This window comes from Streptomyces mashuensis (genome assembly GCF_014654785.1).
GTDB lineage: Bacteria > Actinomycetota > Actinomycetes > Streptomycetales > Streptomycetaceae > Streptomyces > Streptomyces mashuensis.
In genome coordinates this window covers 18,646-44,108 of sequence record NZ_BNBD01000022.1, presented here as the reverse complement: position 1 = coordinate 44,108, position 25,463 = coordinate 18,646, and the positions used below count along the sequence as shown (strand labels likewise).

Sequence of the window (25,463 nt, the reverse complement as noted above, 5' to 3'; positions counted from 1 at the left end):
CCACACCTCCGTGGCGGGGGCGCCGGCCCTACGCGGCCGGGGCCAGCGCCGTCAGCAGGTCGCCGGCCGTCACCCGGGTCGCCGCCGCCCAGGCGTCGACCCGGCCGGGGAAGAGACGGTGCAGCGTGCCCGTCGCCCGCGGCGCCGGCAGGTCGCCCCCGGCCAGCGCCACGAACACGTGCCGGCCCGCGGCCGCCCCGGCCGCCGCCGCGAGGACGTCCTCCGCCGGCTCCCGGCCGTCGGGCTCCGCGCCGGCCCGCAGCCGCGCCGCGAATGCGGCGACGTCCTCGCCCCTACGGCGCCGGAACCGCCACAGCTCGTCCGTACCGCCGGGGCCGGCGGAGCGGTGCGGCACGACCGTGGCACCCGCGCGCGCCGCCGCGTGCCAGCAGGCCAGCTCCCACAGCGTCAACCGGGCACCGCCGGAGAAATACGTCCACAGGTCCCGGCCCAGCACGCCCAGCGCGTCGCCGTGCCGGCCCACGCTGTGCACCCCGTTCTCACCCGGAAGGTGGACGTCGGTCCACACCGCACGGCCCTCGGCCAGGTCCACCAGCATCGGCACGCAGACCCGCGACTCCCCGGCCAGATCGAACCGCTGTCGTACCGACCGCGGGTCGTACGAGGCGTCGCGGCCCGCCGCGGGCAGCGCCATGAACCCCGCGAACGCGTCCGGCAGCTCCTCGAACGGGATGTCGTTGTAGCTGAAAACCACGGCCACCGCGTACCGCGCCCCGGCCGCCGCGAGCCCCGCCACGTCCAGGTCGACGTACTCGGTGGCCCCGTCCGGCGCCGGCGCCGACGTCAGGTCGCCGGAGTGCACGGCCGCGTCGCCGCCGTACCGCAGCCGCGTGTAGTCGCACAGGCCCACCCGGTTCCAGCCGGCGTCGAAGAACGCCACCGACAGGTCCAGGTCCACCTGGACGCCCTCCGGCTGCGTCCAGTGCAGGAACAGCCGCACCACGCCCCCCTCCGGCAGCCGCAGCTCGCTGCCGCGCGGGACCGCCACCAGCGAGGCCGCCGCCGTGCGCTCGGCGAAGGGCACGGTCAGCCGGCGCAGCCCCGGGTCCAGCACCGCCAGGTCGTACGGCGGCGCCTCGCCCAGGCGGCGCAGCACCTCGCCCTCCAGCAGCGCGCACACCGCGCCGGCGACGGGCTGCGCCAGCGGCGCCCGCGCATCGTCGGCCCCGTACGCCCGCCCGACCTGCCCGCGCGGGAAGAACACCCGGCGCCCGCCCGGCCGTTGCGCGGCGCGCAACGCGCCCAGCGCCGACAGCAACGGCCCCGGCGCCACGGCGGGCAGCCCCCGGCGCAGCGCCGCCGTGAGCGCGGGCGCCGCCTCCGGCGCGCCCTCCAGGCGCAGCAGGTGACCCAGCCGGCGCACCAGCTCGCCGGGCCGCGCGCCCAGCAGCTCCACCGCCGTCGCGACATCGCCCGCCCGCAGCGCGTCCTCCACGACGCCGCCCCACGTCACCGGGGCCACCCGCGTCCGCGTGCCCACGCCGCCGCCCGTCCGCACGGCGAACAGCCCCGGGTGCGCCCCGGCCCGGCGCAGCAGCGCCGCGCCCAGGTCCCCGGCCGCGGCCAGGTCCGTGCCCCGGACGGTGGCCAGCGCCAGGGCCGCCAGTTCGAAGCGGCGGCCGTACGCGTACGGGTGCAGCACCTCGGCGGCGCGCTTCCACACGCGCGCGTGCCGGTGCACGTCCTCCACCAGGGAGGCCGGGTCCAGCCCGTCGAGCACGCCCAGCAGGTCGCGGCGCAGCGGTCGCGGTACGTTCCGCAGGCGCGGAGCCCGCACCGGGTCGGGCTCGCCGCCCGACCACACGCACAGCAGGCGCAGCACGTCCGTGGCCGTCGTCAGCAGCGCCGGCAGCCGGCGCCGCACCTCCGCCACCGTCTCCGGGCCGGCCTCGCGCAGCAGCGTGCCCAGGGCGAGGGCCTTGGTCTCGCGGACGGGCACCTGCGCCGGCAGCCAGTCCAGGCCGCCGGGGACGGCGTGCAGGAGCAGGACCCGCAGGTCCTCCCGGTCCTGCGGCGACAGCGGCACGGGCCGCGCCAGCAGCGCGGCCAGCTCCGCGGCGGCGTCGGCCGTGCGGGACGTACCGAGGACGAGCAGGCGGAGGGGGCCGGACTGCCGGGACACCGTTGGGGACTTACGGCGCGCGGGACGCAGGAACGGGTCGTTCCGGTCGATGCGGCGGTGGCACAGCGGGCAGCCGGCGTAGTCCGCGCCGTCCCAGCAGGAACGGCACACCAGGTGCGCGCACGGCGAGACGGGCCGCACGGCGCCGACCGTGCCGCACAGCACGCACGGCTGCCGCGGCTGCTGGAGCAGCAGCGCGAAGACCCGGTCGGTGTACAGCGCGAACGTGTCCTGCGGCACCGACCGCGGGAAGTCGCGGAACAACGGCATGTGCGTACGGTCGGCACCCAGCTGCTCGTCGATCGCGTGCAGCAGCCCGCGGCCGGTGTCGGCCAGCGCGCCGGCCCCGGCTCCGGCCAGGGCGGTGCGCAACGGCTCGGTCAGAGCGAAACCGCGGTCGAGCAACTCGGCTTCCAGGGCCGCCAGTCCCTGCGCGACCATGGCGTCGGACGCCCCGGAGGGCCGGGCCGGCTCGTGGTCGACGTGGACGGTACCGGCGCGGCGCAGCAGCACGGACTGGAGTGTGGACACGGCGAACTCCCCCTGAAATTCCCCCGGGTTCCCCTGCATTGCCCTGGAAAGGCGAACGGGGGCGGAGAGTGGGCGCACTGGATCGAATCCCGGAAGAGGAGAAGGAAGCACGCCGCGGAGCCGCCCCCGCGCCCAGGAGTCTAGGCGGCGGGGGACGGCGGGAGCGAGCGAATTACCCGCCCCGGGAGGGGTGGGACGGGGTGCGGCCTACTGGGGCAGCCAGCCTGCGCGGACGGCCAGCACGCCCGCCTCGAAGCGGCTGCGGGCGCCCAGGCGTTCCATCAGGGCCGTGGCGATGCGGCGTGCCGTGCGCTGCGAGACGCCCAGCCGCTTGGCGATGGCGTCGTCGGTGCGGCCCTCCGCCAGCAGCCGCACGGTCGCCGACTCCTGCCCCGTCAGCCCGTGCTCGTCACGGCCGGGCGCCGCCACGCCCAGCGGCCGCGCACCGGCCCAGACGTGCTCGAACAGCGCGCACAGCGCGGTCAGCATGCCCTGCCCGGTGAGCACCACGGCCCGCGCCGCGGAGTCCTCGCTGTTGACCGGGATGACGGCGGTGGCCCGGTCCACGATGATCAGGCGGGTGGGCAGCGCCGCCACCGTCCGCACCTGTCCGCCGAGGTCGGTGAGCCACTGCGCGTACGCCGTGCTCGGCGCGCTGTTGCGCACGCTGTCGAGGTAGACCGTACGCATCCGCACGCCCCGGCCCAGCAGCTCGCGGTCCAGCGGCCGGGCCGCGGCCATGTTCTCCTCGGTCTGCGCGCCGTCCGGGCTGAAGGCCATCACCTCCTCGCGCACCTCGCGCGTCAGCCGCGTCAGCCGGTGCCGGATCTCCTCCAGGCCGACCAGCTGCTCGCCGCCCAGGTTGCCGGAGACCGACCGCTGGTCGGCGTACTCGGCCATCAACTGCGCCGCGGCCACCCGGGACTCCTCCAGGCGCTTCTGCCGCGCCGCGAGCTCCGCCTGCTGCCGCGACATCAGCATCTCCAGACCGATCTCCGGGGAGACGGCGCGCGTCCGGCCGTCCAGCCCCGGGGAGACCAGTGCGAGCTCGCTGAGCGCGTCCAGCCCTCTCCGTACCTCCGCCTCCGTCAGCCCCAGATACTCCGCCAGCACGGCCACTCCGGCCCCCGGCATCACGAGCATCCCTCGGTAGACCTGTTCCGATGTGGCGTCCAGGCCCAATGTGTCCAGCATGTCTTTCGATCCCCCTGAGAACTGCGGTAACAACCGTCTCTCTCGAATAGTCGCGATCATTACATGCCGTACGCACCTGTCCCTGCCCGGACCGGAAGAGGTGGCCGGTACCGGCCATGGACTGAAGCGTTCCGGTTTCCGGGGTGGCAGCACAACACCTGTTGTTGGGAGGGTTGGCGCCATGTATCTCGTGCACGCCAGCCTGTGCGGGCCGCCCGGTGCCCACCTGCCCGACACGGTGGCGGAGTCCACCCTCGCCCTCGCGCTGCCCCACGAACGCGTCGAGCACGTGGTGGCGCACCCGCACGCCCGGCCCCACCCGGTCCTGGGGGTCTTCCTCCTGGCCGACGGGCTGACGCAGGCCGAGGAACGCACCGCGGAGCTGTGCCGCCGCGCCATCCGCACCTGCGCGGGACTGGGGGAGTGGCGGCTGGTGAAGGCCGAGGTACCGCTGCTGGACCGGCACGCCCTGCTGCCCGCACCCGGCGTGGACTGATCCGTCCCCCGCGGGTGCGGCCTCCTGGACCGAAGCGTCCAGGGCCGTTTCAGGCCGGGGGAAAACCCTTCCGCCCCGCCTGACCTGCGGCGAAGCTATTCGTTGTCAGCCCGGGACACCGGCTGACGAGCGAGACCGAAGCGCACGGAACGTGCATCTGCAGCACACCGGAAGCGCACCGGAGTTACCGAAGAAACGTCACCGCGGGACGTTCACCGGGCCTCCGTTCGGTCTCCCTCCCCACGACTTCGCCGCACCGGAAGGACCACCCCGACATGACCCGCATCCGCATCGCCCAGGCCGCCGCGGTCCTGGCCCTCGCGCTGGGCGCCGCCACCGCACTGCTCTCCCCGGCCGCCGGCCACGCCGGCCAGGCGCAGGAGCCGGGCCAGGGTCAGTCGCACGTGGTCCTCGCCTCCATGGGCTGGCAGTAACCGGCCGGGCCGGCCCCACGCCGGCCCCGCCCCACCGGCCCTGACGCCACGACGGCGTCCATCTCTCTTCTCTTCTCTTCTTCTCCCTTCCTTTCCCGGGCCCTTCGGCGGCACCGCCATGCCCGAAACGCTTCTCAGGAGACTTCGTCATGCCCAAGCGCACCACTCTGCGCTCGCACGCCATCGGCATCGCCCTCGTCTGCGCCATCACGGGCGGCACGGTCGCGGCATCGGTCGGCTCGGCGACGGCGGCCCCGGCCGCCGCCGCGTCCGCCCAGCAGAACCAGGACCTCCACGCCAACCCCGGCCAGGGCCCGATCACCCCGGTCCCCGCGCCGTACGCACCGAAGCTGCCGAAGGCGCAGAAGAACAGAGGGCTTGTGGCGTCGCCGCGGACCTCCGGCTTCGCGGCGCCGAAGTTGACGCGCAGCGAGGTCATCAACCGGGCGCAGTCCTGGGTGGGGCTGGGCCTGAAGTACAACCAGGACGGCTGGTACGAGGGCTACCGGATGGACTGCTCCGGTTATGCATCGATGGCCTGGAACCTCGGCGACTCGCTCACCACGCCCGTCTTCACCCCGGGTGTCGCGGAGCGGATCAGCAAGGACGAGCTCAAGGCCGGTGATGCCCTGCTGAACCCCAAGCCGGGCAACGACGGGCACATCGTCCTGTTCGAGAAGTGGGCGGACGACGACCACAGCAGCTACTGGGGTTACGACTTCTCCGGCTCGGGCGTCCACCACAAGGTGTTCCCCTACGCCTACTACGCGAACTACGACCCGGACAGCTACTTCCCGATCCGCAACAAGTCCGTCATCGACGACATCACCGACCCCGGCATGACGAACCTCACCGCCGGTGACTTCAACGGCGACGGCAAGAAGGACCTCGTCGCCGCCGAGGTCAAGACGGGCAAGCTGTTCAGCTACCCGGGCACCGGTACCGGCCGTGTCGGTGACCGCGTGGAGATCGGCAAGGGCGGCTGGAACGGGATGAAGGACCTGACCGTCGCCGACATGAACAAGGACGGCAAGGACGACCTGATCGCGACGGAGATCAGCACCGGCAAGCTGTTCCTGTACCCCGGCAACGGCAGCGGCCTCGGCGACCGCGTGGAGATCGGCCGTGGTGGCTGGAACGGTCTGAAGGACCTGTTCACCGGCGACTTCAACGGTGACGGCAAGAAGGACATCGGCGCCACCGAGATCGACACGGGCAAGCTCTACCTGTACCCCGGCACCGGCAACATCAACGGCCTCGGCGCTCTGGGCGACCGCATCGAGATCGGCAATGGCGGCTGGAACGGGATGAACAAGCTGGTCAGCCCCGGTGATGTGAACAAGGACGGCAAGGACGACCTCGTCGCCACCGAGATCAGCACCGGCAAGCTCTACCTCTACGCCGGCAACGGCAATGGCGTGGCGAGCCGTGTGGAGATCGGTAACGGCGGCTGGAACGGCATCTCCGACTACGCCGGCGCCGACTTCAACGGTGACGGCATCGGCGACCTCGCGGCCGTCGAGTCGGAGCCGGGCGAGACCGGAAAGCTCTACTTCTACCCCGGCACCGGCAACGGCCGCCTCGGCGACCGCACCGAGATCGGCAACGGCGGCTGGTAACCCCGCCCGGTCACCCGGTTCTGCTCTGACCAGGGGCGGGCCCGCAGCCCCGCGGGCCCGCCCCTTCCCCCTCCTCCCCGCTCCCGTCGCTTCCGCCTGCCTTCGGAGAAACCGTGAGTTCCGCACACCTGCGCCGTCTCGCCACGCTCGTCGCCTCCGCCGCCGTCCTCGCCGCTCCTCTCCAGCTGGCCACGACGCCGGCGACGGCCGCGACGAAGGCCCCCGGCGCCGACACGTCGTCCGTCACCACCGTCTCGTACAAGGGCCTCAACCTGAACGTGCCCGCCACCTGGAAGGTGGTGGACCTCGACAAGGCACCCGACACCTGCGTCCGTCTCGACCAGCACGTGGTGTACCTGGGGCACCCGGGTGCGGACCAGAAGTGCGCCGAACGGGGCGTCGCCCCGAAGACCGAGGCGATGGTCATCGAGCCCATCTCCGGCGCCAACCCGCGGGCGGACCTCGACGCCGTGCGCGTGCCCGCAGGCAAGAGCGTGCCGGCCGCGCTGCCGGCAACGGAGAGCAGAGAGGTGCGCGTCACCTTCGAGGGAGCGGGGCTGCACGCGACCGCCGCGTACAGCAGCAGCCCGGCCGCGATTCAGCAGATCCTCGCCACGGCGAAGCTCGACTCCTCCGCGAAGCCCGCCGCCGCCCCGCGTTCCCTCCGCCAGGCCCCGCGCTCGCTGGCCGCCTCGGGGTCCTCGACGCCCAGCACCGGCTACACCGGCAAGGGATTCGACACGTACACCGCTCCCAGCAGCTCGGCCATGAACGCCTGGCGGAACAACTCCCCTTACCGAGGCATCGGTATCTACATCGGTGGCGCGGAGCGGGGCTACGAGCAGCCCAACCTGACGCCCGACTGGGTGGCGGAGCAGTCGCGCGCCGGCTGGCACATGCTGCCCATCTACGTGGGGGTGCAGGCTCCGCGCATCAGCTCCAGCCGTGCAGCCGCCATGGGCCGGGACGCGGCCGACGACGCCGTCACGCTCGCCAAGAAGTACGGCTTCGTCCCCGGCACGGTGCTGTACTTCGACATGGAGGCGTACGCCGACGGCTATCGCCCGACCGTCCGGAACTTCCTCTCCGGCTGGACCGAGCGGGTCCGGGAGAGCGGCTTCCGCTCGGGTGTCTACAGCTCCGCAGCCAGTGGCATCAGCCACTTGAGCGACGACTACGACGAGGGCGGCTCCCTGCGCCCGGACGTCATCTACTCGGCGAACTGGAACGACAAGGCCGACACCGACGAGCCGTACGCCAAGGACTACCAGTGGGCCGATCACCAGCGGGTGCACCAGTACAAGGGCGAGGTCGACGAGACGTACGGCGGGGTCGAGATACACATCGACCGTGACTACATCGACGTCGCCCCCTCCGTCACCGACCCCGGCATGACCAGCCTCACCGCCGGTGACTTCAACGGCGACGGCAAGAAGGACCTCGTGGCCGTCGAGGTGAAGTCGGGCAAGCTGTTCAGCTACCCGGGCACCGGTACCGGCCGCGTGGGCGACCGTGTCGAGATCGGGGATGGCGGCTGGAACGGGATGAAGGACCTGACCGTCGCGGACATGAACAAGGACGGCAAGGACGACCTGATCGCGACGGAGATCAGCACCGGAAAGCTGTTCCTGTACCCGGGCAATGGCAATGGCGTGGCGAGCCGCGTGGAGATCGGCCGCGGCGGCTGGAACGGTCTGAAGGACCTGTTCACCGGTGACTTCAACGGCGATGGCAAGAAGGACGTCGGCGCCACGGAGATCAGCACCGGCAAGCTCGTTCTCTACCCCGGCACGGGCAACATCAACGGCCTCGGCGCGCTCGGCGACCGTGTCGAGATCGGCAAGGGTGGCTGGAACGGCATGAACAAGCTGGTCGGCCCCGGTGACGTGAACAAGGACGGCAAGGACGACCTGATCGCCACCGAGACGAGCACCGGCAAGCTGTTCCTCTACCCGGGCACCGGCAGCGGCCTCGGTGACCGCGTCGAGATCGGCACGGGCGGCTGGAACGGCATCAGCGACTACGCCGGCGCCGACTTCAACGGCGACGGCATCGGCGACCTCGCCGCGGTCGAGTCGGAGCCGGGCCAGACCGGAAAGCTCTACTTCTACCCCGGCACCGGCAACGGCCGCTTCGGCGACCGCACCGAGATCGGCAACGGCGGCTGGTGACCTGAGCCCCGGGCTCCCTCCCCACCGACGCACCCTCCCTCACCAAAAGGTTCCGCATGCCCTCCTCCGCCCGCATACGCAAGGCCCTGCTGCCCCTCGCCGTCGCCCCCGTCGCCGCCCTGTCGCTCCTCAACTCCGGGAGCGCGCAGGCCGCATCGGTCGCCACCTGGGACAAGGTGGCCTTCTGCGAGAGCACCAACAACTGGCAGAACCAGAACCCTCGTTACGACCTCTACGGCGGCCTCCAGATCCTCCAGAGCACCTGGGTCGCCTTCGGCGGCAGGGACTACGCCCCGCGCGCAGACCTGGCCACCAAGGAACAGCAGATCCGCATCGCCGAGAAGATTCTCGCCGATCAGGGCGTCATGGCCTGGCCCCACTGCGGCCCCCCGGCCGGCCTCGGCGACGACCACGCCGACCCCTTCCCCCCGAAGCCCACCGACCCCGGCATGACCAGCCTCACCGCCGGTGACTTCAACGGCGACGGCAAGAAGGACCTCGTGGCCGTCGAGGTGAAGTCGGGCAAGCTGTTCAGCTACCCGGGCACCGGCAACGGCCGCCTCGGCGACCGCGTCGAGATCGGGGATGGCGGCTGGAACGGGATGAAGGACCTGACCGTCGCGGACATGAACAAGGACGGCAAGGACGACCTCATCGCGACCGAGACGAGCACCGGCAAGCTCTTCCTCTACCCCGGCAACGGAAACGGTGTCGGCAGCCGGATCGAGATCGGCCGCGGCGGCTGGAACGGTCTGAAGGACCTGTTCACCGGTGACTTCAACGGCGATGGCAAGAAGGACGTCGGCGCCACGGAGATCAGCACCGGCAAGCTCGTTCTCTACCCCGGCACGGGCAACATCAACGGCCTCGGCGCGCTCGGCGACCGTGTCGAGATCGGCAAGGGCGGCTGGAACGGCATGAACAAGCTGGTCGGCCCCGGTGACGTGAACAAGGACGGCAAGGACGACCTGATCGCCACCGAGACGAGCACCGGCAAGCTCTTCCTCTACCCCGGCACCGGCAACGGCATCGGCGACCGCACCGAAATCGGTACCGGCGGCTGGAACGGCATCTCCGACTACGCGGGCGCCGACTTCAACGGCGACGGCATCGGCGACCTGGCCGCTGTCGAGTCGGAGCCGGGCGAGACCGGGAAGCTCTACTTCTACCCCGGCACCGGCAACGGCCGCTCCGGCGACCGCACCGAGATCGGCAACGGCGGCTGGTAACACAGCCCGCGGCCGGCCCGCACCCGGCCCGCACCCACCACATCGCCACGGTACCCGGGGTAAGGCACCCCGGGTACCCGGCGGTAACTGCCCCTAGCCGCAGCCCCGTCGGCGCGTTTATGGTGCCGCCATGCCGCACCTTCCCGATGTCGTGCTGTGGTCCGTGCCCGCCTTCGTCCTGCTCACCGTCCTGGAGATGGTGAGCTACCGGCTTCTCCCGGACGAGCGGGCCGAGGGCTACGCGGCCAAGGACGCGGCGACCAGCATCGGCATGGGGCTGGGCAGTCTCGCCTTCGACGCGCTGTGGAAGATCCCGATCGTCGCCCTCTACACGGCGCTGTACGAACTGACGCCGCTGCGCGTGCCCGTGCTGTGGTGGACGCTGCCGCTGATGCTCCTCGTCCAGGACTTCTTCTACTACTGGTCCCACCGCTCCCACCACGTGGTGCGCATCCTGTGGGCCTGCCACGTCGTGCACCACTCCAGCCGGAAGTTCAACTTCACCACCGCGCTGCGGCAGCCGTGGACGTCGTGGACGGTCTGGCCGTTCTACGTGCCGATGATCCTCGCCGGCGTCCACCCGGCGGCCGTGGCCTTCTGCTCCTCCGCCAACCTGGTCTACCAGTTCTGGGTGCACACCGAGCGCGTGGGGAAGCTGCCGCGGCCCGTGGAGTACGTGTTCAACACGCCCTCGCACCACCGGGTCCACCACGCCTCCCAGGGCGACTACCTCGACCGGAACTACGGTGGCATCCTCATCGTCTGGGACCGGCTGTTCGGCTCGTTCACGGCGGAGGAGAAACGTCCCGTCTACGGGCTGACCAAGAACATCCGCACGTACAACCCGCTGCGGGTGGCCACCCACGAGTACGTGGCCATCGCCCGCGACATCCGGGCGGCCCGCACCTGGCGGGACCGGGCGGGCCACCTGTTCCGCGGCCCGGGCTGGCAACCCGCGTCCAAGCGGGAGCCCGTGAAGACCCCACGCCCCGAGACCCCCTCCGCCGCCCCCGTCAGCCGGCGGGTCGCGTGAAGGCCGCGGTCGCGCGAGCGGCGTTCGCCGCCTTCGGCGCCGTCACCGTCGTCCACCTCGGCGCCCTCCTCGCCGGCGCCGGCACCGTCGCCCACGTCACCAAGCCGGCGCTGATGCCCCTGCTCGCGCTGTACGCCGTACTGAGCGGCGGGCCGCGCCTCCTCGCCGCCGCGCTGCTCCTGGGGTGCGCGGGCGACACGTTGCTGCTGGCCGACGGCGGGACGCTGTTCCTGCTCGGCATGGGCGGGTTCGCCGCCGGGCACGTCTGCTACCTGCTGCTGTTCGCCCGGCACGGCAGCCGGCCCCGCCACCCGTACCGGGTCGCCGTCCCGTACGCCGCCGCCTGGATCGCCGTCCTGGTGCTGCTGTGGCCGGGGCTGGACGCCGGGATGCGGCTGCCCGTCGCGGTGTACAGCCTGCTGCTGACGGCGACGGGGCTGTGCGCGACGTCCACCGGTCTGCCCGGCGTCGCGGGCGGGCTGCTGTTCCTGCTCTCCGACACGTTGCTGGCGGGCCGCATGGCCGGCTGGCCGCAGGCGCCCGCCCCGCAGTTCTGGGTCATGGCCACGTACGTGCCCGCCCAGTGCCTGCTGGCCCTGGCCGTGCTCGCGGCCGCCGCCGGGCGCACGGAACCCGGAAACACGGGAGGGACCGGGGCGATGCCACCCGGTCCCTCCCGCTCACGTGCGCGTACCCGGACCCGTACGCGTCACGCGGACGTCACTTCTTGACCGCCGCCAGGGCGTCGACGATGCCGTAGCCGTAGAAGCTGTTGATGTGCTTCGTGCCGGTGCACGAGGCCTTCCACTTGCCGGTGCCGTCCGGGTCGTACGCGGTGGTGGGGCAGCCCGGGTTCTTGGCCTGGGCCTTCAGCATCCACTGGATCTCCTGCGGGCTGGACTTGGGGTGCGCGCTCCTCATCAGCGCGACCACGCCGGCCACGTGCGGGCCCGCCATCGAGGTGCCCTGGAGGTAGGCCCAGTCGCCGCCCGGCATCGTGGAGAGGATGCGGCCGTCCTTGGCGGGCAGCTCGGGCACCTGGATCTTGTCGCCGCCGGGCGCGGCGACGTCCACGGCGTCCAGGCCGTAGTTCGAGTAGTACGACTTGGCGCCCGTGGGGCCGGTGGCCGAGACGGTGATCACGCCGGGCAGCTGCGCCGGGACGTCCAGGCACTGCTTGGGGTTGACCTTGCGCGGCGCCGGGGTGGTGTCGTTCGGGCTGGAGGTGTCGTTGATCTCCTTGGCCGCGAGGTCGTAGTTGTCGTTGCCCGCGGAGGCGACGTTGACGATGCCCTTGCCCTCGGCGTACTTCGCGGCGCGGCCGACCGCGTCGGCGATGGCCTTCTGGTCCGCGTTGTCGGGGCAGTTGAACAGCCACGGGTCGACGTAGTAGCTGTTGTTCGTCACGGACACGCCGTGGTCGGCGGCGAAGACGAACGCGCAGACGACGCTCTCGGCGTAGAAGAGGCTCTTGTCGTCCGGGGTGCTCACCTTGATGGCGGAGACCTTGGCGCCCGGGGCGACACCGGCGACGCCGACGCCGTTGCGGGCCGCGGCGATCGTGCCCGCGACGTGCGTGCCGTGGTAGTCCTTCTCCGGGTTGTGGGGACGCCAGGCGCCGGGCGAGGTGTCGGCCTTGCCGCTGACGCAGCTGGCGGACTGGCTCGCGGAGAAGTTGGGGGCGAGGTCCGGGTGGGTGTCGTCCACGCCGGTGTCGATGACGGCGACCGTCACCTTCTTGCTGCCCGGGTTGATCTTGGCGGCCTTGTCGGCGCCGATCGCGCCGAGGTCCCACTGGAGGCCCTCCAGCGGCTCCGCGCCGCTGCCGGCCGAGCGCGCCGGCGAACGGGCGCCGTCCTTGCCGAGCTTGGCGAGGTCGAGCTTCTCCGGCTTGCCGTAGTCGGTGGTGGCGGCCGCGGTGATCGGCGCGGTGCGGGTGGCGCCTGCCGACTGCACGCCCGGGACGGCCCGCAGCGTGGCACCGAACGCGGGGTTCTTCGAGTGCGCGACGATGACGCCTATTCGGTCGTACGAGACGACGATGGTGCCACCGGCCTGGGTCACCGCCTTCTTCACCTTCGTCAGGGTCGCGCGGTCCGTACCGGTGTTGACCACGTACGACAGCAGCGGGCCGTCCGTCGTCACGGCGGCCTTGGCCGTCGTGCCCTGCGGGGCGGCCGAGGCGGCGCCGGGCAGGAAGCCGAGGGAGGCGGTGAGCGCCAGTCCGACGGGGGCCGCCAGCAGGGCGTGCCGCCGTCTGGAACGCAGAGGAGCCATGGGTTCTCCACATCATCCGGAAAACCGTCCAGGCGCGGAGGCGCGTGGACGGGTACATGACGAGTGAAGCTAGCGCCGATCTTGGCCCCAGGCAATGAATTCATCGGGAAAGATGCCCGTATGTCAGCGCGGGCGTCCGCTCCGTGCCGGCCGCGGGCAGGGCGCCGTCAACTTCGCGCTGCCGGAGGGCCGTCGGCCGGGGGACCGCGGCCAGTGGGCCGGGACAGCGCTCGCACCTGGGTCGACGGGCCCGGCGGCGGCCGGTCGTGCCGCCTCCGGCCACGGCGGGGCCGTTCGCCGGGCCGGGCTCTGTCGCATACTGCGGTCGCGCTCTACGATGCGTGATCCGGGTCACAGGCCATGGCTTTGCGCCCGTTTTCCCTCACGCATCGCCTCACATCCCTCGTAACCCCTCTACGCGTTCCCTCACCAGGAGAAGCCGTGGACTCAGAAGAGGCCGTCGGGACCCCACCGACCGCAGCCGAGGGGCCGGACGAGCCGGCCCGCCCGACCATCCCCGCCCAGCACGATCGTTTCGTCCGGGCCCAGCAGAGCGAGGAGTTCGCCGAACTCCGGCGCGCCCACCGCTCCTTCGCGTTCCCGCTCACGCTCGCCTTCGTCACCTGGTACCTGCTCTACGTCCTGCTGTCCAACTACGCCGGCTCCTTCATGGACATCCGGGTCCTGGGCCACGTCAACGTGGCCTTCGTCCTCGGCCTGGCCCAGTTCCTCACCACCTTCCTCATCGCCTGGTGGTACGCGCGGCACGCCGCCGCGAAGATCGACCCCAAGGCCGAGGCCCTCAAGGCGCGCATGGAGGCCGCGGAATGACCAACCCCCCGATCGCCACCGGAACCTGGCACACCGCGGCCCAGCCGCTGGCCGCCGGCGGCGGGGCCGGCGACCACCGCACGCTGATCATCAGCCTGTTCTCCGTCTTCGTCGCCATCACCCTCGCCATCACCGTCTGGGCCGGCCGGCAGACCAAGGACGCCACCGACTTCTACGCCGGCGGCCGCTCCTTCTCCGGCTTCCAGAACGGCCTGGCCGTCTCCGGCGACTACATGTCCGCCGCGTCCTTCCTCGGCATCGCCGGCGCCATCTCGCTCTACGGCTACGACGGATTCCTCTACTCCATCGGCTTCCTCGTGGCCTGGCTCGTCGCCCTGCTGCTCGTCGCCGAACCGCTGCGCAACTCCGGCCGCTTCACCATGGCCGACGTCCTCGCCCACCGGCTGCGGCAGCGCCCCGTCCGCACCGCCGCCGGCACCTCCACCATCGTCGTCTCCATCTTCTACCTGCTGGCCCAGATGGTCGGCGCCGGCGCCCTCGTCGCCCTGCTGCTGGGCGCGAGCGGCGAGGCGTCACGGCGCTGGATCATCGTCCTCGTCGGCCTGGTCATGGTGCTCTACGTGACCGTCGGCGGCATGAAGGGCACCACCTGGGTGCAGATCGTCAAGGCGGTGCTGCTCATCGCCGGCACGCTGCTCATCACCGTGCTGGTGCTCACCAAGTTCCACTGGAACATCTCCACCCTCCTCGGCCGCGCCGCCGAGGCCAGCGGCAAGGGCCAGGCGTTCCTCGAACCCGGGCTGCAGTACGGCAAGGACAGCACGTCCAAGCTCAACTTCCTCTCGCTCGGCCTCGCCCTCGTCCTGGGCACCGCCGGGCTGCCGCACATCCTCATCCGCTTCTACACCGTGCCCACCGCGCGCGCCGCCCGGACGTCCGTGAACTGGGCCATCGGCATCATCGGCGCGTTCTACCTGATGACCATCGCGCTCGGCTTCGGCGCCACCGCCCTCGTCGGGCCCAAGGCCATCACCGCGTCCAACGAGTCGGGCAACACCGCCGCACCGCTGCTCGCCCAGGAGATCGGCGGCGGCGCCGGCTCCACCGGCGGCGCCATCCTGCTCGCCGTGATCTCCGCCGTCGCCTTCGCCACCATCCTCGCCGTGGTCGCCGGGCTGACGCTGGCCTCCTCCGCGTCCTTCGCGCACGACCTGTGGGCCAACGTCATCCGCAAGGGCCGCACCAGCGAGAAGGAGGAGATCCTCACCGCGAAGATCGCGGCGGTCGTCATCGGCGCCGTCTCCATCCTGCTGGGCATCTTCGCCCACCGGCTCAACACCGCCGCCCTGGTGGCCCTCGCCTTCGCCGTGGCCGCGTCGGCCAACCTGCCCACCATCCTCTACAGCCTCTTCTGGAAGCGCTTCACCACCCGCGGCGCCCTGTGGTCGATCTACGGCGGACTGGTCTCCTCCGTGACCCTGGTGATCTTCTCGCCGGTCGTCTCCGGCAACCCCAAGGCCCTCTTCCCCGGCATGAGCTTCGACTGGTTCCCGCTGGGCAACCCCGGCCTCGTCTCCATCCCGCTGGGCTTCCTCCTCGGCTGGGCCGGCTCCCTCCTCTCCCGCGAGGCCGCCGACCCGCAGAAGTACGCCGAACTCGAGGTCCGCTCCCTCACCGGCTACGGCGCGCACTGACCCACCCGCCCCACCCACGCCCATCGCCCGGGGCACCGGCACGTGCCGGTGCCCCGGGCGATCGCGTACGCTGCCTGGAACGAACAGTCGAGCAGTGCCGAGCAGTCCGGAACCGCGGGGGAGGCCACACGTGCTCATCGACGGCTACGGGCGCGTCGCCACCGACCTGCGCGTGTCCCTCACCGACCGGTGCAACCTGCGCTGCACCTACTGCATGCCCGAGGAGGGCCTGGCCTGGCTCGCCAAGCCCGACCTGCTCACCGACGACGAGATCGTGCGCCTCGTCGGCATCGCCGTCACCCGCCTCGGCGTCACCGAGGTCCGCTTCACCGGCGGCGAACCCCTGCTCCGCCCCGGGCTCACCGGCATCGTCGAGCGCTGCGCCGCCCTCACCCCCCGTCCCCGGCTCTCCCTCACCACCAACGGCATCGGCCTGGCCCGCACCGCGCCCGCGCTCAAGGCCGCCGGGCTCGACCGCGTCAACGTCTCCCTCGACACCCTGCGCCCCGACGTCTTCGCCGCCCTGACTCGGCGCAAGCGCCACCACGACGTTCTGGAGGGCCTGGCCGCCGCCCGCGCCGCCGGACTCGACCCCGTCAAGGTCAACTCCGTGCTGATGCCCGGCCTCAACGCCGACGAGGCCCCCGACCTGCTCGCCTGGGCCGTCGAGAACCACTACGAGCTGCGCTTCATCGAGCAGATGCCGCTCGACGCCCAGCACGGCTGGCGGCGCGAGGCGATGATCAGCGCCGAGGACATCCTGGCGAGCCTGCGCACCCGCTTCACGCTGACCCCCGAGGGCGAGGACGAGCGCGGCTCCGCGCCGGCCGAGCGCTGGCTCGTCGACGGCGGCCCGGCCCGCGTCGGCGTCATCGGCTCGGTCACCCGCCCCTTCTGCGGGGCCTGCGACCGCACCCGGCTGACCGCCGACGGGCAGATACGCACCTGTCTGTTCGCGACCGAGGAGACGGACCTGCGGGGCGCCCTGCGCTCGGGCGCCGGCGACGACGAACTGGCCGCCCGCTGGCGCACCGCGATGCTCGGCAAGAAGGCGGGCTCGGGCCTCGACGACCCGGCGTTCCTCCAGCCGCGCCGCCCGATGTCGGCGATCGGCGGCTGACAGCGGCCCGAGGGCGGTTCGGGGACTGCTACTGCGCGGCCGGGGGCCGCTCCTGCCGCGCCTCCCACTCCGCCAGCGGCACGACGTCCTTCAGGAAGCCCCGCACCGCCAGGAACTGCGACAGGTGCTCCCGGTGCTCGTCGCACGCCAGCCACGTCTTGCGCCGTTCGGGCGTGTGCAGCTTGGGGTTGTTCCACGCCAGCACCCACACGGCCGCGGCACGGCAGCCTTTGGCGGAGCAGATCACGGCGGGGGAGGGGCTGTTGGCGTCGGCGTTCAGCGGGGCGTTCACGCCCCCGACCCTACGCGACCCGCACGTGGACACGGCGACGCCGGGCAGCCACGGGGGGAGCCGCCCGGCGTCGGTCTGTCGCTCCGACGGGGGATGCGGAGCGCCTACGAAGTATGTCACGGGGTGCCCGTCCGGGGGCACCGATCCACATGATTGATTTGAGGTTTTCTTGAGCTTGTCCGATGGACGCCCGCCGGCCGTCCGCGGCGCCCCGGACACCGCCCCCGGAACCGGAGGATCAGCCGCGCCCGGCGCCCTGATCGCCCCGCGCCGGCCCGTCGGCTTCCGCCACCGGTTCCGCCGGACCGCCACCCGGCCCGGCCGTCAGCACCGGACGCGTCGGCGCCGGCACGAACGTTCCCGGCAGCGAAGGCGGCCTCTCCCGGCCCGCGTTGGCTATCACCACGGCCACGTACGGCAGCAGCGCGCCCAGGACCAGGGTGCTCATCGCCACGTAACGCTCGACGTTCCACAGGACCACGGTGAGCACCACCGACACCGTACGGATCCCCATCGAGATCACATACCGGCGCTGCCGTCCGCGGACGTCCTCCGCCAGGCCCCGACGGGCCCCGGTGATCCGGACGACCTCCGTACCGCCCAGCTTCCGCATCTCGTTCCACCATCCGCTTCCGCGGCGGGCCCCAGGTGCCCGCTCACCCCCACGTTACGCCGCGCACCCGCGCCCGACGAGACCGGGGGCGGCCTCCGCGCGGCGGACCCGCAGGCGCCCGACGTGCGCATACGGCGTACGGACCGGTCCGGCGTGCGCCGTACGGGGGACCGGCCCAGAATGGCGGAGCACCCCGCATCGCTCCGCACGAGGAGGCGACATGCACTGGCTGTGGGCAATCATCGTCGGCCTGATCCTGGGCGTGATCGCCAGGATCCTCATCCCGGGCAAGCAACAGATCCCCCTCTGGCTCACGATCGTGCTGGGCATGATCGGCAGCCTCCTGGGGAACTGGGCGGCCTCCGGGCTGGGCGTGGCGGAGACCAAGGGCGTCGACTGGACCCGGCACCTGCTGCAACTGGCGGGCGCGGTGGTCGTCGTCGCCATCGGCGACCGGTTGTGGGTCGGAATGCGGGGGCGGCGGCACGGGGAGGTGTGACGGCCGGGGCAGGATGGCACACGTGAAGCGGCCGGTGTGCGTCATGCGCACACCGGCCGCTCCTGCCCGTCTTCCGGGCTCCGGGTCCTGCGTTCCGGGTCCTACAGGCCGCGCAGCTCGGCGATCTTGCGGCCCGCCTTGAGGTAGACCGCCGTGACCTGCCGGCCGGCCAGCGTCTCGCGCGTCACCTCGCCCAGCGGGCGGATGGCGTCGGCCTCGGCCAGCACCACGGCGTCCTGCCCGTCCTCCGACTGGAGCACCAGGCGCAGACCGTTCTGCTTGGCCACGCGGCGGGCCGCCGACGCGCTGGGCTGGAAGCCCAGAACCTTGCTCAGCACCACCGTCGCCGGCTCTGCGCCGTGCTCGGCCAGCTCCACCACCGGCGTCTCCACCTCGGTGAAGCTCTTCTTCGAGAACTGCGCCACGAACCCGGCCCGCGCCGCCATCGCCGCGTCCACGCCGTACAGCGCGGCCACGACCTCGCCCGCCAGGATCTTCTTCAGGTCCATCGGGTGCAGCGAGCGCTCCTCCACCCGCTTCAGCACCTGCGCGATCTCGGCGTCGGTCCACTCGGTCCACGCCTTGAGGTACGGCTCCATCAGCCGGTCCGGCACCGACATGATCTTGCCGAAGACATCGTCGGCGGGGGCGGACAGGCCCACGTAGTTGCCCTTGGACTTGGACATCTTCGCGCCCGTGCCGTCGGTGCCCTCGATCAGCGGCATGGTGACGACCAGCTGCGGCTTCTGGCCGTGCACCTCCATCAGCTTCCGGCCCATCTGGAGGTTCAGCAGCTGGTCCGCGCCGCCGAGCTCGACGTCGCAGTCCAGCGCCACCGAGTCCAGGCCCTGCGCGACGGGGTACAGCATCTCCGTCATCGTCAGGCCCGAACCGGCCGCCAGCCGGGTGCGGAAGTCCTCGCGCTGCAGCAGCTGCGAGACCGGCACCTGCGCCAGCAGCCCCAGCAGCTTCGGGAAGGTGTACGGCGCCAGCCACTCGCTGTTCTGCCGGAAGCTCACCTTCTCGAAGTCGAAGAACGGCCGCACCTGCTCGCGGTAGCCCGCCAGGTTCGCCGCGATGTCGTCGTCGGTCAGCGGCGGGCGCTCGGCCGTACGGCCCGTCGGGTCGCCGATCTTCGCGGTGAAGTCACCGATGATCAGCGTGACGTCGTGCCCCATCCGCTGGAACCGGCTGAGCGTGATGATCGGCACGGCGTGCCCCAGGTGCACGTCCGCCGCCGTCGGGTCGATGCCCAGCTTGACGTGCAGGCCCTTGCCCTCGGCCCGCCGCGCCTCGATCCGCTCGGCCAGCTTCGCCACCCCGGGCAGCACCTCGACCGCCCGGGCGGCGATCAGTTCGGCCTGCTCCTGCGCCGGCAGGTCCGACAGGTCCAGATAGCGCCTCGCCTTCGTCTCCGTGAGCAGCTGCTCCACGGTGGAGTCGGTGGAGAGGTCCTGCACCAGCAGGGCGCTGGCGCGCGCGACGGAGTCGCCGAGGCGTGTCATCGTGGCGTTCCTGAAGGAGTCGTCGGGTCGGAGAACAGGACGAGTCTAATTTGCCCGGAGCCGGTCAGACGCCCTGGCTGACCGAGCTCATGTTGAAGTCCGGCACGCGCAGCGGCGGCATGGCGGCCCGGCTGAAGTAGTCGCCCCACTCGCGCGGCAGCGTGGGCTCCGTACGGCCCGCCTCGGTGACCCGCGACAGCAGGCCCACCGGCGACTCGTTGAAGCGGAAGTTGTTCACCGCCCCCACGACCTCGCCCTTCTCCACCAGGTACACGCCGTCCCGGGTCAGCCCGGTCAGCAGCAGCGTGGCCGGGTCCACCTCGCGGATGTACCACAGACAGGTCAGCAGCAGCGCCGGGCCGTCGTGGCCGCTGGCCGCCACCATCTCGGCCAGCGACCGGGTGCCGCCGCCGTCCAGCACCAGGTTGTCGGTGTACGGGGTGACGGGCAGCCCGGTGAGGCCCGCGCTGTGCCGGGTGGTGAGCAGGTGCTCCAGCACGCCGTCGCGGATCCAGTCGGTGGCCGCCAGCGGCAGGCCGTTGTCGAACACCGACGCGTCGTCGCCCGAACTGCCGGTCAGCACGAACGGAGCGCATTCCAGGCCCGCGGCGTGCGGGTCGCTGCGCAGCGTCAGCGGCAGCTGTGACAGCTTCTCGCCGATCCGGGTGCCGCCGCCGGCCTTGGAGAACACGGTGCGGCCCTCGGCCGCGTCCCGCGCGGTGGACGACCACTGCTGGTAGACCAGCAGGTCGGCGACGGCCGACGGCGGCAGCAGCGTCTCGTACCGTCCGGCCGGCAGCTCCACGCGCCGCTCCGCCCACCGCAGCCGCTCGGCCAGCTCGGCGTCCATCGCACCGGGGTCCACGTCGCGGAAGTCGCGGGTGGCCCGGCCCGCCCACGCCGAGCGGCTGCCGTCGGGCGACTTGGCGTTGAGCTCCAGGGTGCCGGTGGGCTGGTCGTGCCGCAGCCGCAGCCCGGCGGAGGTGCCCAGGTAGCTGGAGACGACCGTGTGGTGCGCGAACCCGTACAGCTCCCGGCCCTGGGCCCGGGCCCGTGCGAACGCCTCGCCGAGCGCCGGCGCGAAGTCCTCGAACACGGCGGAGGACGTCTCCGCGGGCGCCTCCGCGAAGTCCGGCGCCGCCGGCACGCCCGTCACCAGCGGCTGCGCGTCCTCCGCGGGCCCGGCCTCGCGCGCTGCCGCCTCGGCGGCCCGCACCAGCGGCTCCAGCTCGTCCCGCGTGACGGCCGACCGCGACACCACCCCCGACGCGGCGCCCTCCGCCCCGTCGACCACGGCCACCACGGTGACCGTACGGCCCCGGGTCACCCCGTTGGTCGTCAGCGCGTTCCGGGCCCACCGCAGATTGGCGGTCGACTCCTCCCCGGCGATGACCACGCACCCGTCGGCCCGCGACAGCTCCAGGGCGCGCTCGACGATCTCGTGCGGCTTGTGCGTGCTGCGGCTCATCGACCGGCCTCCTGCGTGGTGTTGAGGATGTTGATGCCCGTGAACAGGGCGGACGGACAACCGTGCGACACTGCGGCCACCTGCCCCGGCTGCGCCTTCCCACAGTTGAAGGCGCCCCCGAGCACATACGTCCCCGGCCCGCCGACGGCCTTCATGGAGCCCCAGAAGTCCGTGGTGCTCGACTGGTACGCCACGTCCCGCACCTGCCCGGCCAGCCGCCCGCCCTGGATCCGGAAGAAGCGCTGCCCGGTGAACTGGAAGTTGTACCGCTGCATGTCGATCGACCACGACCGGTCGCCGACGACGTAGATGCCGTCGTCGACCGACGAGATGAGCTCCTCCGTCGACGGGCCGTCCGGGGCGGGCCGGAGGGAGACGTTGGCCATGCGCTGGACCGGGACATGGGCGGGGGAGTCGGCGTAGGCGCAGCCGTTGGAGCGGGGGCGGCCGGTGAGGCGGGCCATGCGGCGGTCGAGTTGGTAGCCGACGAGGACGCCGTCCTTGACCAGGTCCCAGGACTGGGCGGCGACGCCCTCGTCGTCGTAGCCGATGGTGGCCAGGCCGTGCTCGGCGGTGCGGTCGCCGGTGACGTTCATGATCGGGGAGCCGTAGCGCAGCGTGCCCAGCTTGTCGGGGGTCGCGAAGGAGGTGCCGGCGTAGGCGGCCTCGTAGCCCAGTGCGCGGTCGAGCTCGGTGGCGTGGCCGATCGACTCGTGGATGGTCAGCCACAGGTTGGACGGGTCGATGACGACGTCGTACGTGCCCGCGCGCACGCTGGGCGCGCGCATCTTCTCCGCCAGCAGGGACGGGATCTCCGCCAGCTCCGACTCCCAGTCCCAGGTGTCCGGCCCGGTCAGGTACTCCCAGCCGCGGCCGGCCGGCGGGGCGAGCGTGCGCATCGAGTCGAAGCCGCCCGTGGCGGGGTCCACGGCCACCGCCGTCAGCTGGGGGTGGAGGCGGACCCGCTGCTGCGTGGTGACGGTGCCCGCCGAGTCGGCGTAGAACTTGTTCTCGTGGACGGTGAGCAGGGAGGCGTCCACGTGCGCCACGCCCTCGGCCGCCAGGAGGCGGGCGCTCCAGTCCGACAGCAGCCCCACCTTGTCGGCGTCGGGCACCTCGAAGGGGTCCTGCTCGTACGCCGAGACCCAGGTCCGCTCGGCGTGCACGGGCTCGTCCGCCAGCTCCACGCGCTCGTCGGACCCCGCCGCCGCGATCACCTTCGCCGAGAGCTTCGCCATCGCCACCGCCTGCGAGGCCACCCGGGCCGCGGCGTCCATCGTCGGCTCCACACCGGAGGCGAAGCCCCACGTCCCGCCGTGCACCACGCGCACCGCGTAGCCGAGGTCGGTGGTGTCGGCCGAGCCGGCGAGCCGGGCGTCCCGCAGCCGCCACGACGCGCTCCGCACCCGCTCGAAGCGGAAGTCCGCGTGCTCGGCACCCAGCGCCCGGGCCCGGGCGAGGGCGGCGTCGGCCAGGGGGCGCAGTGGCAGCGCAAGGAATGAAGGATCGATCTCATGCGGCACGGTCCACTCTCCTTCTCGGTGTCTGGTCCGCAGTGAACCATGCCCCGGAAGCCCGCGCGGCGGCTCGTCCACAGAGATCGTGTACTATTCGTACCGCGCCGCTAGCTCAGTTGGTCAGAGCAGCTGACTCTTAATCAGCGGGTCCGGGGTTCGAGTCCCTGGCGGCGCACCAGCGGTCGAAGGCCCCCACCGGGATCCCCGGTGGGGGCCTTCGCATGCGGCCGGCGGCCCCCGGGTGCGGCCGCGCGGGACGTCGCGCCGCGCCGGGGTGCCGTCCGGGGTGCTGTCCCGGGCGCCGTCCGGGGTTCTGTAGAGATCCAACAGTGACCGCTGGCCGCCCCTGTCGCAGGTCGAGTGCGGTTCCGGAGGCCGGTGACGCTACGTTCGTACGGTCCGGCACTCTCCCGGATCCGGCACTGCCCAGGAAACACAACAACGGAAGGGTGATCCTTTGAGCCGCTCGGTTCTCGTCACCGGAGGAAACCGGGGCATCGGCCTCGCGATCGCGCGCGCCTTCGCCGACGCGGGCGACAAGGTCGCCATCACCTACCGCTCGGGTGAGCCGCCGGCCGGGTTCCTCGCGGTCAAGTGCGACATCACCGACCCCGAGCAGGTCGAGCAGGCCTTCAAGGAGGTCGAGGAGAAGCACGGCGCGGTCGAGGTGCTGGTGGCCAACGCCGGCGTCACCCGCGACCAGCTGCTGCTCCGCATGTCCGAGGAGGACTTCACCTCCGTCCTCGACACCAACCTCACCGGCACCTTCCGCGTCGTGAAGCGGGCCTCGAAGGGCATGCTGCGCGCCCGCCGGGGCCGTGTCGTCCTCATCTCGTCCGTGGTGGGCCTGCTGGGTTCGGCGGGGCAGGCCAACTACGCGGCCTCCAAGGCCGGCCTCGTGGGCTTCGCCCGGTCGCTCGCCCGCGAGCTGGGCTCCCGCAACATCACGGTCAACGTGGTGGCGCCCGGCTTCGTGGACACCGACATGACCCGGGTGCTCAGCGACGAGCAGCGTGCCGGGATCGTCGCGAACGTCCCGCTGGGCCGTTACGCGCAGCCCGAGGAGATCGCCGCCTCGGTCCGCTTCCTCGCCTCCGAGGAAGCCGCATACATCACCGGAGCCGTCGTTCCCGTCGACGGCGGATTGGGCATGGGTCACTGATCGCAATGAGTGGAATCCTCGCAGGCAAGCGCATCCTGGTCACCGGCGTCCTCACCGAGGCGTCGATCGCCTTCCAGGCCGCCAAGGTCGCCCAGAACGAGGGCGCCGAGGTCATCCTGACCGGGTTCGGCCGCCTCTCGCTCGTCGAGCGCATCGCCAAGCGGCTGCCGAAGCCGGCCCCGGTCATCGAGCTGGACGTGACCAACCAGGAGCACCTCGACGGCCTGGCCGACAAGGTGCGCGAGCACCTGGGCGAGGGCGTGGCCCTCGACGGCATCGTGCACTCCATCGCCTTCGGCCCCCAGGGCGCCTTCAACTTCCTGGACGCCACCTGGGAGGACGTCTCGACGGCCGTCCACGTCTCGGCGTACTCCTACAAGTCGCTGGCCATGGCGCTGCTGCCGCTCATGCCGGCCGGCTCCGCGATCGTGGGCCTGACCTTCGACGCGCAGATCGCCTGGCCGAAGTACGACTGGATGGGCGTGGCCAAGGCGGCCCTGGAGGGCACCAACCGCTACCTGGCCCGTGACCTCGGCCCCAAGGGCATCCGCTGCAACCTGGTCTCCGCCGGCCCGATCAAGTCGATGGCCGCCAAGTCCATCCCCGGCTTCGAGGAGCTGGCGGACGTGTGGAATCACCGCGCCCCCATCGGCTGGGACCTGGCCGACCCGGAGCCGGCCGGCCGCGGTGTCGTCGGCATGCTCTCCGACTTCTTCCCGCGCACCACGGGTGAGATCGTCCACGTCGACGGTGGCGTGCACATGATGGGCGCCTGAGCCGTACCCCTCGGCGCCGCTCCGCGGCGACCGTCCGTCCGATGCCCGCCCCGGGACCCCCGGGGCGGGCATCGGCGCGTGGCGGGGCGTGGGAGACTGGTCCGCATGGAGCCAGTCCTCGACCCCAACCCGAAGAACGGCCAGAAGGCCCTGCTGACGATCCTCGGCGTGATGCTCGGCATCACCGTCGTCATCGCGGTGATCGCCACCTTCGCCTCGCCGTGACGCCGGCGGGCGAGGGGCGGGGACAACCACCCGCGTGCGCCACCGCTCCACCCTGTGGGGGCTTGCGCGCCAACACCCCGCGCCCCACCCCGCTTTTCGTGCGAAGCTGGACGGCATGAGCTCCGAACCGACCCGCAGGATCGTCATCCTCCGGCATGCCAAGGCCGAATGGTCCGACGGCTCCGACCACGAGCGCCCGCTCGCGGAGCGCGGCCGCAAGGACGCGCCGGTCGCCGGCCGCTGGCTCGCCGGTTCCGGCGTCAGCCTCGACCTCGCCCTCTGCTCGACCTCCGCCCGTACCCGGGAGACCTGGAAGCTCGCCGTCTCCGAGCTGCCGGAGCGGCCCCGGACGGTCTACGAGGACCGGATGTACGAGGCGTCCCTCGGCGAGCTGATCGCCCTGCTCAACGAGGTCCCGGACGACGTGCACGACCTGGTGCTCATCGGCCACAACCCGGGGATGCACGCCCTGGCCGACGCCCTGGCGGGCGAGGCCGACGGGGACGCGCTGGCCCGGATGAACCGGTCCGGTTTCCCCACCTCGGCCATCGCCGTCCTCGCGTTCGAGGGCTCCTGGAAGGCCGTGGAGCACGGCGTGGGCCGGCTCACCGCCTTCTGGGCCCCGCACGCCGCCTGAGTCCCCGGGCCCCTGAGCACGCGGTACGGGCCGGTG

23 protein-coding genes and 1 tRNA gene are annotated in these 25,463 nt (G+C 72.2%); 16 read left to right on the top strand and 8 right to left on the bottom strand.

Annotated elements, in window-relative coordinates:
• Positions 1-28: 28 nt before the first annotated feature.
• Positions 29-2,674 (bottom strand): MXAN_6230/SCO0854 family RING domain-containing protein, encoded by a 2,646-nt coding sequence (locus IE305_RS30710; protein WP_229891746.1) that lies wholly within the window; start codon positions 2,672-2,674, stop codon positions 29-31.
• 207 nt (positions 2,675-2,881) lie between these two features.
• Positions 2,882-3,868 (bottom strand): helix-turn-helix transcriptional regulator, encoded by a 987-nt coding sequence (locus IE305_RS30705; protein WP_190133103.1) that lies wholly within the window; start codon positions 3,866-3,868, stop codon positions 2,882-2,884.
• Positions 3,869-4,049: 181 nt separating this feature from the next.
• Between IE305_RS30705 and IE305_RS30700 the strand changes: the two genes are divergently transcribed.
• From IE305_RS30700 to IE305_RS30670, 7 genes are all read left to right on the top strand, one after another.
• Positions 4,050-4,364 carry a hypothetical protein gene (locus IE305_RS30700; RefSeq protein ID WP_190133102.1) on the top strand — a complete coding sequence of 105 codons (315 nt, stop codon included), beginning with the start codon at positions 4,050-4,052 and terminating at the stop codon, positions 4,362-4,364.
• A 275-nt stretch (positions 4,365-4,639) separates the two neighbouring features.
• Positions 4,640-4,798, top strand: coding sequence for a hypothetical protein (locus tag IE305_RS30695; protein ID WP_190133101.1), 159 nt, complete (start codon positions 4,640-4,642; stop codon positions 4,796-4,798).
• 149 nt (positions 4,799-4,947) lie between these two features.
• Complete coding sequence (locus IE305_RS30690) at positions 4,948-6,417, top strand: C40 family peptidase (RefSeq protein WP_190133100.1); 1,470 nt, start codon at positions 4,948-4,950, stop codon at positions 6,415-6,417.
• Between the two features lie 113 nt (positions 6,418-6,530).
• Positions 6,531-8,588: a glycoside hydrolase domain-containing protein gene (locus IE305_RS30685; RefSeq protein WP_190133099.1), complete on the top strand. Its 2,058-nt coding sequence runs from the start codon at positions 6,531-6,533 to the stop codon at positions 8,586-8,588.
• A gap of 56 nt (positions 8,589-8,644) precedes the next feature.
• Complete coding sequence (locus IE305_RS30680; RefSeq protein ID WP_190133098.1) at positions 8,645-9,817, top strand: FG-GAP-like repeat-containing protein; 1,173 nt, start codon at positions 8,645-8,647, stop codon at positions 9,815-9,817.
• A gap of 130 nt (positions 9,818-9,947) precedes the next feature.
• Positions 9,948-10,850, top strand: coding sequence for a sterol desaturase family protein (locus IE305_RS30675; protein ID WP_190133097.1), 903 nt, complete (start codon positions 9,948-9,950; stop codon positions 10,848-10,850).
• Positions 10,847-11,581 (top strand): lysoplasmalogenase, encoded by a 735-nt coding sequence (locus IE305_RS30670; RefSeq protein WP_190133096.1) that lies wholly within the window; start codon positions 10,847-10,849, stop codon positions 11,579-11,581. The genes IE305_RS30675 and IE305_RS30670 overlap by 4 nt, the downstream gene beginning before the upstream one ends.
• On the opposite strand, the gene IE305_RS30665 is transcribed toward IE305_RS30670, so the two are convergent.
• The gene (locus IE305_RS30665) at positions 11,571-13,127 is read right to left on the bottom strand and encodes a S8 family peptidase (protein ID WP_190133095.1); all 1,557 of its coding nucleotides are present in this window, start codon (positions 13,125-13,127) and stop codon (positions 11,571-11,573) included. The genes IE305_RS30670 and IE305_RS30665 overlap by 11 nt on opposite strands.
• 441 nt (positions 13,128-13,568) lie before the next feature.
• On the opposite strand from IE305_RS30665, the gene IE305_RS30660 reads away from it, so the two are divergent.
• The 3 genes from IE305_RS30660 (at position 13,569) to moaA (ending at position 16,733) form a co-directional block, all read left to right on the top strand.
• Positions 13,569-13,958 (top strand): DUF485 domain-containing protein, encoded by a 390-nt coding sequence (locus IE305_RS30660; protein WP_373311787.1) that lies wholly within the window; start codon positions 13,569-13,571, stop codon positions 13,956-13,958.
• Positions 13,955-15,613 carry a monocarboxylic acid transporter gene (locus IE305_RS30655; RefSeq protein WP_190133093.1) on the top strand — a complete coding sequence of 553 codons (1,659 nt, stop codon included), beginning with the start codon at positions 13,955-13,957 and terminating at the stop codon, positions 15,611-15,613. The genes IE305_RS30660 and IE305_RS30655 overlap by 4 nt, the downstream gene beginning before the upstream one ends.
• 130 nt (positions 15,614-15,743) lie before the next feature.
• Complete coding sequence (moaA, locus tag IE305_RS30650; RefSeq protein WP_229891744.1) at positions 15,744-16,733, top strand: GTP 3',8-cyclase MoaA; 990 nt, start codon at positions 15,744-15,746, stop codon at positions 16,731-16,733.
• A 28-nt stretch (positions 16,734-16,761) separates the two neighbouring features.
• Here the strand turns inward: moaA and IE305_RS30645 are convergent, their stop codons facing one another.
• Positions 16,762-17,025, bottom strand: coding sequence for a hypothetical protein (locus tag IE305_RS30645; protein WP_229891743.1), 264 nt, complete (start codon positions 17,023-17,025; stop codon positions 16,762-16,764).
• A gap of 238 nt (positions 17,026-17,263) precedes the next feature.
• Entirely contained in the window at positions 17,264-17,638 is a 375-nt protein-coding gene (locus IE305_RS30640; protein WP_190133091.1) for a DUF3099 domain-containing protein, read from the bottom strand.
• Between the two features lie 220 nt (positions 17,639-17,858).
• Here IE305_RS30640 and IE305_RS30635 point away from each other — a divergent pair, with 220 nt between their 5' ends.
• Complete coding sequence (locus IE305_RS30635) at positions 17,859-18,137, top strand: GlsB/YeaQ/YmgE family stress response membrane protein (protein ID WP_190133090.1); 279 nt, start codon at positions 17,859-17,861, stop codon at positions 18,135-18,137.
• Positions 18,138-18,238: 101 nt separating this feature from the next.
• Here IE305_RS30635 and tyrS read toward each other — a convergent pair whose 3' ends face one another.
• The 3 genes from tyrS to IE305_RS30620 all read right to left on the bottom strand — a co-directional run bounded on the left by tyrS (position 18,239) and on the right by IE305_RS30620 (position 22,633).
• Complete coding sequence (gene tyrS, locus IE305_RS30630) at positions 18,239-19,642, bottom strand: tyrosine--tRNA ligase (protein ID WP_190133089.1); 1,404 nt, start codon at positions 19,640-19,642, stop codon at positions 18,239-18,241.
• A gap of 64 nt (positions 19,643-19,706) precedes the next feature.
• A complete protein-coding gene (locus IE305_RS30625) occupies positions 19,707-21,110 on the bottom strand; it encodes a metallopeptidase TldD-related protein (RefSeq protein ID WP_190133088.1) in 1,404 nt (467 codons plus the stop codon).
• Positions 21,107-22,633 carry a TldD/PmbA family protein gene (locus IE305_RS30620; RefSeq protein ID WP_190133087.1) on the bottom strand — a complete coding sequence of 509 codons (1,527 nt, stop codon included), beginning with the start codon at positions 22,631-22,633 and terminating at the stop codon, positions 21,107-21,109. Before IE305_RS30620 ends, IE305_RS30625 begins: the two co-directional genes overlap by 4 nt.
• Positions 22,634-22,728: 95 nt before the next feature.
• Here IE305_RS30620 and IE305_RS30615 point away from each other — a divergent pair.
• The 5 genes from IE305_RS30615 (at position 22,729) to IE305_RS30600 (ending at position 25,427) form a co-directional block, all read left to right on the top strand.
• Positions 22,729-22,805: transfer RNA gene (locus tag IE305_RS30615), tRNA-Lys, on the top strand.
• 279 nt (positions 22,806-23,084) lie between these two features.
• On the top strand, positions 23,085-23,789 hold the full coding sequence (fabG, locus tag IE305_RS30610; protein WP_190133086.1) for a 3-oxoacyl-[acyl-carrier-protein] reductase: 705 nt from the start codon (positions 23,085-23,087) through the stop codon (positions 23,787-23,789).
• 5 nt (positions 23,790-23,794) lie between these two features.
• Entirely contained in the window at positions 23,795-24,565 is a 771-nt protein-coding gene (fabI, locus tag IE305_RS30605; protein WP_190133085.1) for an enoyl-ACP reductase FabI, read from the top strand.
• Positions 24,566-24,670: 105 nt separating this feature from the next.
• Positions 24,671-24,790, top strand: coding sequence for an SGM_5486 family transporter-associated protein (locus tag IE305_RS33620; RefSeq protein WP_268255961.1), 120 nt, complete (start codon positions 24,671-24,673; stop codon positions 24,788-24,790).
• A 115-nt stretch (positions 24,791-24,905) separates the two neighbouring features.
• Positions 24,906-25,427 carry a SixA phosphatase family protein gene (locus tag IE305_RS30600; RefSeq protein WP_190133084.1) on the top strand — a complete coding sequence of 174 codons (522 nt, stop codon included), beginning with the start codon at positions 24,906-24,908 and terminating at the stop codon, positions 25,425-25,427.
• Positions 25,428-25,463: the final 36 nt, after the last annotated feature.